The sequence below is a fragment of the Pseudoalteromonas sp. HL-AS2 genome (assembly GCF_031198805.1).
GTDB classification, from domain to species: Bacteria; Pseudomonadota; Gammaproteobacteria; order Enterobacterales; family Alteromonadaceae; genus Pseudoalteromonas; species Pseudoalteromonas nigrifaciens.
Genome location: NZ_CP133571.1, coordinates 2,335,537 through 2,348,304, shown reverse-complemented (window position 1 = coordinate 2,348,304; position 12,768 = coordinate 2,335,537). Strand labels below are relative to the sequence as shown.

Below are 12,768 nucleotides of genomic sequence, written 5' to 3'. Positions count from 1 at the left end.
ATTCTATTTGTAGTTATAGTTATAAAACAAAAGCCCTACATAAATGCAGGGCTTAATTATTGCCTAGAGCTTAAAATTAGCTATTAACCAATCTTTTTGTACTTAATACGCTTAGGTTGAGTTGCCTCAGCACCTAACGTCTTTTTAAGCCACTCTTCGTACTCAGTGTAGTTACCATCAAAGAAGTTAATTTGGCCTTCGTCGCGGTAATCTAAAATATGTGTAGCAATACGGTCAAGGAACCAACGGTCATGCGATATACACATTACACAACCAGGAAACTCTAAAATAGCGTTTTCTAGTGCACGTAGTGTTTCAACGTCCAAGTCGTTAGTTGGCTCATCGAGTAGTAACACGTTACCGCCAGCTTTTAATAACTTAGCAAGGTGTAAACGGTTACGTTCACCACCCGATAGGTCTTTAACAAATTTTTGCTGATCGTTACCTTTAAAGTTAAAACGGCTAACGTAAGCACGGCTTGGGAACTCAAAATTACCAATTTTAAGTACGTCTTGCCCGTCTGATATTTCTTGGAAAACAGTTTTGCTTTCGTCCATACCGTCACGGAACTGATCAACCGTTGCAATGTGTACGCTTTCACCTATGGTGATGTTGCCGCTGTCTTGCTGTTGCTCGCCGCTGATCATTTTAAACAGTGTTGATTTACCCGCGCCGTTAGCACCAATAATGCCCACAATGGCACCTTTTGGCATGCTAAAGCTTAAATCGTCGATTAATACACGGTCGCCAAAGCTTTTACGTAAGTTAGTTATTTCAAGCACTTGATCCCCTAAACGTGGGCCAGGCGGAATAAACATTTCGTTGGTTTCGTTACGTTTTTGATAATCAGACTGCTGCATTTCGGTAAACTGCGCCATACGTGCTTTTGACTTAGCTTGGCGGCCTTTAGGGTTTGAACGAACCCATTCAAGCTCTTGCGCAATTGACTTTTGACGTGCTTTTTCAGATTTTTGCTCTTGTTGTAGGCGCGCATCTTTTTGCTCTAACCACGAAGAGTAGTTACCTTCCCATGGAATACCTTCACCACGGTCAAGCTCTAAAATCCAACCTGCTACATTATCTAGGAAGTAACGGTCATGCGTTACCGCCACAACTGTGCCTTCGTAATCGTGTAAGAAGCGCTCTAACCAGGCAACCGACTCAGCGTCTAAGTGGTTAGTTGGCTCATCGAGAATAAGCATGTCTGGTTTTTCAAGTAACAGTCGGCATATAGCAACACGGCGGCGTTCACCACCCGAAAGGTGCTCAATTTTAGCATCCCACTCAGGTAAACGTAGTGCATCGGCAGCGCGCTCTAAAACGTTGTCTATGTTATGACCATCGTGCGCTTGAATAACCGCTTCAAGCTCGCCTTGCTCTTTTGCAAGTGCGTCAAAGTCAGCGTCTTCCATGGCGTATTCGTTATACACTTCGTCAAGGCGTTTAAGCGCGTATTTAACTTCGCCAACAGCTTGCTCAACGATTTCGCGTACGGTTTTGCTTTCGTCTAAAACAGGTTCTTGCGGTAAGTAACCAATTTTAGTGCCTGGTTGTGGAAAGGCATCACCTTCAAAGTCTTGGTCAACACCGGCCATAATACGTAGCAATGTTGATTTACCAGAGCCGTTTAAACCAAGCACACCAATTTTAGCGCCCGGGAAAAAGTGTAACGAGATGTCTTTTAAGATAGTGCGCTTAGGTGGCACAACCTTAGAAACTCGACTCATCGAGAATATAAATTTATCAGGTAAAACCATGGAAAAAACCTTCAAATAATAATAAAAATTACAATGCTCTATTGTAGTGGTTGACGGGTGAGGCAGTCAACGAATGGCCAATTTTAAACCGACAAACAAACTATAAAGTGCACAAAAACGATTATAAAATAGGATGAAAAAAATTCATTTGGATATTTAGACATCTATACATCTATTGGTTGATATTTTTTCTTATCTGTTCATAATAAGTTTTCGGTTTTGATGAATAGGAGTAAAAGGATGCCAATTACAGTAAAAGACGAACTACCAGCTATTGCTCGCCTGCGCCAAGAAAACGTATTTGTAATGCCACAAACTCGTGCAAAAACGCAAGAAATTCGCCCCATGCGTTTGGCTATTCTTAACTTAATGCCTAATAAAGTTGAAACCGAAGTACAGTTTATTCGTTTGCTTGCCAATTCGCCCTTGCAAGTAAATGTAGAACTACTGCGTCTAGACACTCATCGCAGTAGCAGTAATTCAGAGCAGCACCTAGACACCTTTTATCGTTATTTTTCAGAAGTAAAAAACAATAACTACGATGCATTAATAGTTACCGGCGCGCCGCTAGCGCATTTAGAGTACCAGGATGTAGCTTATTGGGATGAGTTTACCGCAATTTTAGATTGGGCTGAGCAGCATGTTACGTCTACACTTTTTTCGTGTTGGGCAGCGCATGCAGCGCTTTATCATCATTATAAAATAAAGCGCGATTTAAAAACCGATAAACTGTGCGGCGTATTTACGCACCAATGTTACTTTGAACATGGGGCGTTAACGCGCGGCTTTGACGACACCTTTTTAGTGCCGCATTCGCGTTATGGCCATGTAGATGTAAATAAAATAAATGCTTGCAATGAACTAGTCGTGCTAGCGGGTTCTGAGAAAGTAGGTGCTTACTTAGTTAAAAATAAGTCGGGCAGCCAAGTGTTTATTACCGGCCACCCAGAGTATGACGCCGACTCGTTAAAAGCTGAATACCAACGCGATTGCGAAAAAAGCGACAATGCGCCCAAACCCGAAAATTACTTTCCAGATGATGATGCAACTAAACAACCTTCAAAAACGTGGCAAAGCCATGCTTTTTTACTTTTTTCGAACTGGTTAAATTATTACGTGTACCAAACTACACCCTATGATATTAATTTAGTTAGCCAAGACGTAAGGACTAACAACTATGCCGAATAACCCTCTTAATAATGACCAAAATAAGCACGACGAACTAAGTGCAGCGTTAAAAGAGCGAATTTTAATTTTAGACGGCGCTATGGGCACTATGATCCAAGCACACCAATTAGAAGAGCAAGACTATCGCGGTGAGCGCTTTAAAGATTGGCATGTACTTATTCGCGGTAATAACGATTTACTAAGCCTTACGCAGCCTAAAATAATTACCGATATTCATCGTAGCTTTTTAGCTGCCGGTGCCGATATTATCGAAACCAATACCTTTAACTCCACCACCATTTCGATGGAAGATTACGACATGGCTAATTTAAGCCGTGAAATAAACCTAGAGTCGGCAAAATTGGCACGGCTACTTTGCGATGAGTTTAGTGCTAAAACACCCGAAAAACCACGTTATGTAGCGGGCGTACTTGGGCCAACATCAAAAACTTGTTCATTGTCGCCCGATGTAAACGATCCGGGTTATCGTAATGTTACCTTTGATCGTTTAGTTACTGCCTATGTAGAATCGACCTTGGCACTGATGGAAGGTGGCGCCGATATTATTTTAATCGAAACCATATTCGATACCCTCAATGCTAAAGCTGCATCGTTTGCAGTAGAGGAAGCGTTTGAGCAAGCAGGGCGCACATTACCAGTTATGATCTCCGGCACTATTACCGATGCCTCTGGGCGTACGCTTTCGGGGCAAACTACCGAAGCCTTTTATAACTCTATTCGCCATATTAAACCGCTTTCTATTGGCCTTAACTGCGCCTTAGGCCCAGATTTACTGCGCCAATATGTGCAAGAGTTGTCGCGTGTATGCGAAACCTTTACCTCTGTGCATCCAAATGCAGGCTTGCCTAACGAATTTGGTGGCTACGACCTAGAAGCAAAAGAAATGGCAACCGAAATTATTGATTGGGGTAAGTCGGGCTTTATTAATATTGTAGGTGGTTGCTGCGGCACCACACCTGCGCATATTCGCGCCTTTGCAAAAGGGCTTGAAGGCGTTAAACCACGCCAGTTGCCAGAAATTGAAGTACGCATGCGTTTATCGGGCCTCGAAGCCTGTAACTTAAATTAAGGAGCCGCCAACATGACTCAAAAAATAGCAGTATTTACTAATGTCGGCGAACGTACCAATGTAACCGGCTCCGCCATGTTTAAACGTTTGATCATGGAAGAAGACTATGAAACCGCGTTAACAGTTGCTCGCGAACAAGTAGAAAACGGCGCGCAGGTAATTGATATAAACATGGACGAAGCCATGTTGGACTCAAAAGCCGCCATGGTTAAGTTTTTAAATTTAATTGCCTCAGAACCCGATATTTCTCGCGTACCTATCATGGTCGACTCCTCTAAATGGGAAGTAATAGAAGCTGGTTTAAAGTGCATTCAAGGCAAAGCCATTGTTAACTCAATTTCGTTAAAAGAAGGCGAAGAGCCGTTTATTCGTCAAGCCAAAACCATTAAACGTTTTGGTGCAGCGGCTGTAGTTATGGCCTTTGACACCGACGGCCAAGCCGCTACCGCCGATAGAAAGTTTGAAATATGTGAGCGTAGCTACAAAATATTAGTAGAAGAAGTTGGCTTTGCGCCCGAAGACATTATTTTTGACCCAAATATATTTGCTGTAGCCACAGGGATAGAAGAGCACGACAACTACGCGGTCGAATTTATTGAAGGCACACGGCGCATAAAGCAAAACTTGCCGCACTGTAAAGTGTCGGGTGGGGTGTCGAATGTGTCGTTTTCGTTTCGCGGTAATAACCCAGTACGTGAAGCCATTCACTCAGTATTTTTATATCACGCTATTCAAGCGGGTATGGATATGGGGATTGTTAACGCGGGGCAACTGGCGGTTTACGATGATATACCTGAAGAGCTACGCAAAGCCGTTACAGACGTAATACTCAATACTGACCCCGGTGCAGGCGAGCGTTTAGTAGAGCTTGCGCCTAAGTACTCAGGCATGGCACAAGCTGAGCGCGTTGAAGATTTAGAATGGCGCAGTTGGAGCGTTGAAAAACGCCTTGAACATGCCCTTGTTAAAGGTATAACTACCTTTATAGACGAAGACACCGAAGAGTGCCGCGCAGCTGCCGCTAAACCTATTCACGTAATTGAAGGCCCGTTAATGGACGGCATGAACGTAGTAGGTGACTTATTTGGTGCAGGTAAAATGTTTTTACCACAAGTAGTTAAATCGGCCCGCGTAATGAAGCGCGCCGTAGCTTACCTAGATCCCTACATTGAGCTTGAAAAAGAAGAAGGTTCAACCAACGGAAAAATTGTAATGGCCACAGTAAAAGGCGACGTACACGACATAGGTAAAAACATTGTTGGCGTAGTACTGCAATGTAATAACTACGAAGTAATCGACTTAGGCGTAATGGTGCCTGCTGATAAAATACTGCAAACCGCAATCGACGAAAAAGCTGATATTATTGGTTTATCGGGGCTAATTACCCCATCGCTTGACGAAATGGTACACGTAGCCAAAGAAATGAAACGCCGTGGTTTTGAACTGCCGCTGTTAATTGGTGGTGCTACTACATCAAAAGCGCACACCGCCGTTAAAATTGAGCCACAGTACGATAAAGGCGTAGTGTATGTGAGTAACGCCAGCCGTGCAGTGGGTGTGGTTTCAAACTTATTATCGAAAGAGCACAAAAGTGACTTTTTAGAAAAAACACAAGCCGAGTACGTGAAAGTACGCGAGCAACAAGCGCGTAAAAAACCACGCTCAAAACCAGTGACAATTCAGCGTGCTCGCGATAACGCTGCAAAACTCGATTGGGATAACTACACACCACCAGTGCCTAAGCAGCTTGGCGTGCAAGAGTTTAAAAACGTATCTATAGCTACGCTGCGTAAATACATAGATTGGACGCCATATTTTATGACCTGGTCAATTGCTGGTAAATACCCGCGCATAATGACCGATGAAGTAGTAGGCGAGCAAGCGCAAAGCTTATTTAAAGACGCCAACGACATGTTAGACGACCTTGAAAAAGCAGGCAGTTTGCAACCACTGGGTGTAATTGGTTTATTTCCGGCAAACCGCGTTGGCGACGACATAGAAATATACACAGACGAAACACGCAAAGAGGTGTTAACTACCTCGTGCCATTTACGCCAGCAAACCGAAAAAACCGATTTTGCTAACTACTGCCTAGCTGATTATATAGCCCCAAAAGGTACGCCAGATTACTTTGGCGCATTTGCAGTAACGGGGGGGTTGGAAGAAGACGACCTAGCTAATGCGTTTGACGCCCAGCAAGACGACTACAACAAAATAATGATTAAAGCCGTTGCCGACAGGCTCGCCGAAGCGTTTGCCGAGTACCTACACGAGCAAGTACGTAAAGAATACTGGGGTTTTGCACCAGATGAAAACTTAGAAAACGATGAGCTAATACGCGAAAACTACCAAGGTATTCGCCCAGCGCCAGGCTACCCGGCGTGCCCAGAGCACACCGAGAAAAAGAAAATTTGGCAGTTGCTCGACACCGAAAAACGTATTGGCATGCAGCTAACAAGCTCGTACGCCATGTGGCCAGGTGCGGCCGTTTCGGGCTGGTACTTTTCACACCCTGAGGCAAAATACTACGCAGTAGCAGCGGTACAAAAGGATCAGGTTGAAGATTACGCTAAACGAACCAATATGACGCTGGAAGAAGCTGAAAGATGGCTGTCGCCTAATTTGGGGTATGATCCAGAATAGAGCGGAGCGGTCAGTTATCAGTAAAACAAAAACGAGCCAAATTTGGCTCGTTTTTAACAACTATTGTGACCAATTAATTCAGTGTCTAGAATTAATTGGCCACAACACATTAATTTTATTATTCAATTTTTTAGATTAGTTTTTGGGTTGGCCACCAAGACAAATCAGTTCATTGGCTTCTTCTTTGCTCAAGTCACTTAGGAGTAAATCTAAGGTGATCTCAGTGCGTCGTTGGGCTGAACCAAACTTGTCAAAACCACCACACTTCACGGTGTCAATTTTTACCAGTGCGATAGTTTGGCTGTTGTCTTTTATCTCAATGTTCAAATAGCGCATATAACTAGCCATGTCCCACCACCAGTTTGCAGAGTAAGTCAGCTTAGGGTTATTTGTTACGTTAGAGTTAGACTGTGAAATATCGACAATTTGATATTTAAAGCCGTATTTATCTAACTTGCCAGCAATGATATGTTTAATTGAATCTTTAGTTTTACCATCATCGATTATTTGTATATTTTTGTTTGTTAAACTTTTTGAATCTAGTTTTTGAAGCTCAACAATTGCATTGTTAGCACAACCAGAGAGTAACAATATTGTAGATATAGCGGTGAAGCATCTTAACATTAAATTAATTTCCAATAATTATATAGATCTTATAAATAATACCATGGTAAAAATTAAACAGACACCCACCTTAATATTTGTAATATCAGTGTAATTAACTATGCTCTTTTTAGTGCAATAATTAAGCAGGGTGTCACATGGCTATCGCAAGAAAACGTCAGGTTAGTTTGGTCGATACAAAATACTATCACTGTATTTCGCGCTGTGTACGCCGTGCATTTTTATGCGGCGTAGACAACTTTACTAATCAATCGTATGAACATCGCAGAGGGTGGGTTGAAAGCAAATTACTTGCCCTCGCTAACGTATTTTGTATCGATGTGTGCGCGTATGCAGTAATGAGTAATCACACCCACTTAGTACTCTATGTTGATGATAAAAAAGCCAAGCGACTAACCGATAAAGCCATTATTCAGCGGTGGCACAGGCTTTGTAAAGGCACTGTACTCACTAACAAATATCTGCAAGGTGAAGAGCTAAGTAAAATTGAATGGCTCTTTCTAAATGAAACAATCAGTGAATACCGAGAACGCTTAGCTAATATCAGTTGGTTTATGCGCTTATTAAATGAAGACATTGCGCGCAGAGCTAATAAAGAAGATAACTGTACCGGACGGTTTTGGGAGGGACGTTTTAAATCACAAGCCCTTTTAGATGAAGCCGCATTAATCGCCTGTATGGCATATGTTGACTTAAACCCAATAAGAGCAAAGGCAGCAACAACACCAGAAACATCAGAGCATACCAGCGTAAAAATACGCATTGAAAGTGCCACTGCAGGTAAGCAACCGAAGCAACTCCTGCGCTTTTCAGGTAAATCAAAAAAGCACATGGCGAAAGGATTACCATTTGCGCTTAAATCTTACCTTGAACTAGTAGAATTAACCGGGCGTTGTATACGCGAAGGCAAGAAAGGCCATATTGAGAGTACCACTTTACCCCTGTTACAAAGAGTAAACATTACCCCCGAAAACTGGCTAAAACTCACCACACAATTTAGTCGCGTATTTCATGGTGCAGTAGGTCGCCCAGCGTCACACGAAGGATACTGCGAACACCTAAACAGAAAGCGGCGCACCAACGTTAGTAACTGCGAAAAGCTACTGGCTTAAAATTTTACTTCAAAAACTCTCCGTAATTCCCTCTCACTGTGAAAGCACAGTATTTCGCATGCCTAAAAATGAATAAAAACAGTGTTATTTGAATATTATTTTAATAAGCAGAGAGATTGTCAAAGCTAAGGGGATTTTAAGCTCAGCAATGTTTATTTAGATAAACACCAAAGGGATTAATTATTAGGGTGGGTGTCATTCTATGTTCTCTTGAGCAAAAATATCACGAGTTCACTTTACCTGTTATTGCTGCCTTTGAGGGTGACGATAAAGCAGCTATTACCTCGCTTGTTTATTACCCATTAAAACGACGATATCCTATACCTGACATTAAAGATGAGGCTGAGCTTATTAACCGCTTTGATGAAGTGTTTGACGATGAACTCACCGCAGTTATTGCCAGTTCAAACATTGATACCGATTGGGATAGTGTAGGTTGGCGCGGCATTATGCTCAATAACGGCGTTATGTGGGTAGATACCGCCGGTAAAATTATTGCTGTAAATACCCAAAACGCTAAAGAGCAGGCACTTGCTAAAAGCTTAATAAAACAAGGTAAGCAATCTTTGCATGCAAGTATCAATACTTTTGAAAAGCCAGTACTTGATTGGAAAACAGCTAACTACCATATTCGTGTTGATGATTTAGGCGATCATAATTTTCGTTATGCAGTGTGGGGTATTGATAAAAAGCCAAGCGACAAGCCTGATATGGTTTTACTAAATGGCGATATTACATTTGAAGGCAGTGGTGGCAATCATAATTATACGTTTAAAAATGGTCGTTATAGTTATGTGTTACAGGTAACTATTATTGGTTGCGATACATCCCCGCCAGGCTGGCTCGAAGTATATAAAGGCGATGAGCTACTATTAGCTGAAGATGTGATAAGTGCTCATTAATGTTTAGCCAAAAACAAAACCGCCAACAAAGGCGGTTATTTTTAAGTAGCTAATAGCTAAAATTAATGGTCTTTTTCAAATTCATCAACTTCGCGTTCGGCTTCTTCTTTCGACTTACCGTATTGCTGTTGAATTTTGCCAACTAACTCTTTGCGGCTACCTTCAATTTTATCTAAATCATCGTCGGTTATGTCGCCCCATTTACGTTGCGCTTTACCTTTAAGTTCTTTCCAATTACCTTTGATACGATCGCTGTTCATAAGTAGCTCCTTACTTTAGATTAGTGAAATTAACAGTCAACTATAAAGTAGCAAGTCGTATACCAAAAAAAAGCATAAATATTTTTTGTAATTAATATCAGTAGCTTAATATCAATCATAAATAGAGTAAGGCTAAAAGGTGGGTGTAATTATGTGGTCCTTCTTTAAATGCATACAAAATATACATAGCAGTTTGTAATAATTGCTTATCCAATATAGGTTTTAAGTTATTATGTTGCGATAAAACAGACGGTATGAGTGAGTTATGGATACTAAAGTGTGTGAATATGGCGTAGGAGATTGCTCTTACAAAATGGCGGGGGAGTTAGTAGGTATTACCCAGCTGGTTGATGCATTTTATGATTATATGCAACAGTTAAAAGAGGCTAAGCACATAAGAGATATGCACAGTAAAGACTTGTCGCAGTCGCGTAAAAAGTTAGCTTACTTTTTGTCAGGTTGGATGGGCGGACCTAAGCTGTACGCGGAGCATTTTGGCAGCATTAACATTCCCCAGGCGCATAAACACTTGGCGGTAGGCGTTGCCGAAAGTGAAGCTTGGCTATTATGCATGCAAAAAGCTGTAGATGATCAGCCATATGCAGAGTCGTTTAAAGTGTATTTAATGCAGCAATTACGCGTACCCGCAGAGCGCATTAGAATGGTATCGGGTAGCTAGTAGAGAGTTAATAGGTAGAAAGTGGGCAACTAATGGGCAACTTATTGAGCTTAGTTGCTTGTAAAAGAGTATTAATTATTAAACATCAACCGCAGTCACGCTGCGGTTTTTTGTTACAATGCCGGTAAAGCAATTTAGGGTAAATAGCTGTGCTGCCGGTTCAAAACATATATCAACAACTCGTAATAACATTACAAAGCAACCCAATTACGCTACTGCAAGCGCCGCCGGGTGCTGGTAAGTCTACTTGGTTGCCGCTGCAACTTATGCGTGATGGGCACTTTAAACGTATTGTAATGCTAGAGCCGCGTCGTTTAGCTGCGCGTAATATTGCTAGTTACTTAGCAAAGTGTCAAAACGAGAGTGTTGGCCAAAGTGTTGGCCTGCGTATAAGAGGTGAGAGTAAAGTAAGTGTTAATACGCGCCTTGAAATAGTTACCGAAGGTATGCTTACTCGTATGCTGCAAAACGATCCTGATCTTAGCGATGTTGATTTACTGATATTTGATGAGTTTCATGAGCGCTCTATTGCAGCCGATACTTCATTGGCATTTGCGTTAGAGACTCAAAGTGCGCTGCGCGAAGATTTAACCATAATGTTGATGTCGGCAACCCTTGATACCCAGCGCTACACTGAGTTTTTTGCTTGCCCTGTAATTCAATCAAATGGGCGCAGCTATCCAATAGATGAAGTATATATACCCATAAAAGATGAAAGCCGCTGGCTTGATGCAATCCCCACTATAATAAAACAAGCACTGAGTGAGCAAACAGGCAGCGCGTTGGTATTTTTACCAGGGCAGCACGAAATACTCAGGGTACAACAAGCACTCACTGACTTACCAAACAATTGTATAGTGGCAACGCTATTTGGCGAGCAAGATAAAGCCAACCAGCAAGCAGCTATTGCTCCTGCGCCTGAAGGGATGCGCAAGGTGGTACTTACTACCAATGTGGCCGAAACTAGCTTAACCATTGAAGGCATAAGGATTGTGATTGATAGCGGTAAACGCCGCGCCGCGACCTTTAATTTAAAAACCGGTGTTACTGAACTCACAACACAAAGCATATCGCGCTCATCGGCAGTGCAGCGTGCAGGGCGTGCAGGGCGAATAGAGCCAGGTGTGGTTTATAGGCTTGGCTCTAAGCAAACTTTTGAGCGCCGTAATAGTCACGACAATCCCGAAATACTCACATCAGACATAAGCCAACTAATGCTAGAAGCTAAGCAATGGGGGACAAGCATTGAGGAGCTAACCTTGCTTGATAAGCCTACCGAGCAGCAAGGCATACAGGCAAGTAACTTACTTAGCATGCTTGAAGCCATAGACAGCAAAGGCAAGCTCACACCGCTTGGCAGTAAAATGTTAGGCTTTGGCGCTGATATTCGTTTGGCGCATATGCTATTAAAAGCGCAGGCATTAGAGCAAGCGCTCCCCGGTATTTATCGACTCGCTATTTATTTGGTGGCATTACTTGAAAGCCGAGTTAATACTGCTAATGAGCTAAGCTTAGCGCTGCATAGCCAACAACAACGGCCACATCCGGTATTCAAGCAGCAATTAAAATATTGGCAAAGTCGCTTAAAAGTAAAAGAGTCAAATGGCGATTTAAATACCGAGCACTTAAGCTTGCTGGTGGCGCTTGCTTACCCCGATCGAATCGCGAAAAAGCGTGGCAGTGGATACTTACTTGCCAATGGTGCAGGCGCTGAGTTAAACCGCGGTTACTGGCATAACGACGACTACCTTGCAATTGCCACTATGGGCGGGCACAAAGGCGGGCGTATTTTTAGTGCCACATCACTTAGCCCATTTGAGCTGCAAGCTTATTTGCCGCATTTATTTAGCATGCAAACTCGCTGTGAGTTTGATGAAAAAACCGCACGCTTTATCCATCAAGACGAAGTGAAACTTGGCGCTATTACGCTTACTAGCCAGCCAAGTGCGCAAAAACTCGATAAAAGTGAGCGCGCCAAAGCATGGTTAAATTTATTTACTAAACATGGCTTTGCACTGTTTAATGAACAAAAAGACGCTGAGCAACTATTAATTAGAATGAGCTTAGCAAGTAAGCTAATGAGCGAAAAGTTTCCGAAAATTAACGAGCAACAACTTATTCAAACGGCACCGCAGTGGCTAGGTGTATTTTTACAAGATATTAAAACCCTGGAGCAGCTTAAAAAGTTTAACTACTTTGAGGCATTACAAAATTGTTTTGACTGGCAACAACAAAGTGCCTTAAAAAGCTTACTGCCACTGCGTTTAACGGTAGCGAGCGGCTCTAATATTAGGATTGAATATCAGCTTGAAGGCCCTGCAAAGCTCAGTGTACGTATGCAAGAAGTATACGGTATGACCAGCACGCCGTTGTTGGCGCAGGGGAAATTGCCACTGCTGATGGAGTTATTGTCGCCGGGGAAACGCTCGTTGCAACTTACTCAAGATTTAGCGCACTTTTGGAATACCAGTTATCGCGATGTACAAAAAGAAATGAAAGGGCGTTACCCCAAGCTCATGTGCTATTGTTAAGAT

General features: G+C 42.4%; 10 protein-coding genes. 7 read left to right on the top strand and 3 right to left on the bottom strand.

From position 1 onward, the window contains the following. Positions 1-83: 83 nt before the first annotated feature. A complete protein-coding gene (gene ettA, locus RB215_RS10910; RefSeq protein WP_011328882.1) occupies positions 84-1,757 on the bottom strand; it encodes an energy-dependent translational throttle protein EttA in 1,674 nt (557 codons plus the stop codon). Positions 1,758-1,997: 240 nt separating this feature from the next. On the opposite strand from ettA, the gene metA reads away from it, so the two are divergent. From metA to metH, 3 genes are read left to right on the top strand one after another with little or no spacing between them, the layout of a single operon-like run. Beyond that, positions 1,998-2,945, top strand: coding sequence for a homoserine O-succinyltransferase (metA, locus tag RB215_RS10905; protein ID WP_011328881.1), 948 nt, complete (start codon positions 1,998-2,000; stop codon positions 2,943-2,945). After that, on the top strand, positions 2,935-4,014 hold the full coding sequence (locus RB215_RS10900; RefSeq protein ID WP_011328880.1) for a homocysteine S-methyltransferase family protein: 1,080 nt from the start codon (positions 2,935-2,937) through the stop codon (positions 4,012-4,014). The genes metA and RB215_RS10900 overlap by 11 nt, the downstream gene beginning before the upstream one ends. Positions 4,015-4,026: 12 nt before the next feature. Continuing rightward, complete coding sequence (metH, locus tag RB215_RS10895; protein WP_309216381.1) at positions 4,027-6,657, top strand: methionine synthase; 2,631 nt, start codon at positions 4,027-4,029, stop codon at positions 6,655-6,657. 135 nt (positions 6,658-6,792) lie between these two features. Here metH and RB215_RS10890 read toward each other — a convergent pair whose 3' ends face one another. Then, positions 6,793-7,281 carry an Sbal_3080 family lipoprotein gene (locus RB215_RS10890; protein WP_011328878.1) on the bottom strand — a complete coding sequence of 163 codons (489 nt, stop codon included), beginning with the start codon at positions 7,279-7,281 and terminating at the stop codon, positions 6,793-6,795. A 137-nt stretch (positions 7,282-7,418) separates the two neighbouring features. On the opposite strand from RB215_RS10890, the gene RB215_RS10885 reads away from it, so the two are divergent. Both RB215_RS10885 and RB215_RS10880 read left to right on the top strand, forming a co-directional pair. Next, positions 7,419-8,393: a transposase gene (locus RB215_RS10885; protein ID WP_089368564.1), complete on the top strand. Its 975-nt coding sequence runs from the start codon at positions 7,419-7,421 to the stop codon at positions 8,391-8,393. A gap of 188 nt (positions 8,394-8,581) precedes the next feature. Then, positions 8,582-9,295, top strand: coding sequence for a hypothetical protein (locus RB215_RS10880; protein ID WP_309216380.1), 714 nt, complete (start codon positions 8,582-8,584; stop codon positions 9,293-9,295). Between the two features lie 62 nt (positions 9,296-9,357). Here the strand turns inward: RB215_RS10880 and RB215_RS10875 are convergent, their stop codons facing one another. After that, positions 9,358-9,555 carry a CsbD family protein gene (locus RB215_RS10875; protein WP_011328875.1) on the bottom strand — a complete coding sequence of 66 codons (198 nt, stop codon included), beginning with the start codon at positions 9,553-9,555 and terminating at the stop codon, positions 9,358-9,360. Positions 9,556-9,820: 265 nt separating this feature from the next. On the opposite strand from RB215_RS10875, the gene RB215_RS10870 reads away from it, so the two are divergent. Together RB215_RS10870 and hrpB are read left to right on the top strand one after the other, a co-directional pair. Further along, positions 9,821-10,234, top strand: coding sequence for a group II truncated hemoglobin (locus RB215_RS10870; RefSeq protein WP_011328874.1), 414 nt, complete (start codon positions 9,821-9,823; stop codon positions 10,232-10,234). Between the two features lie 149 nt (positions 10,235-10,383). Further along, a complete protein-coding gene (hrpB, locus tag RB215_RS10865) occupies positions 10,384-12,765 on the top strand; it encodes an ATP-dependent helicase HrpB (protein ID WP_309216377.1) in 2,382 nt (793 codons plus the stop codon). Positions 12,766-12,768: the final 3 nt, after the last annotated feature.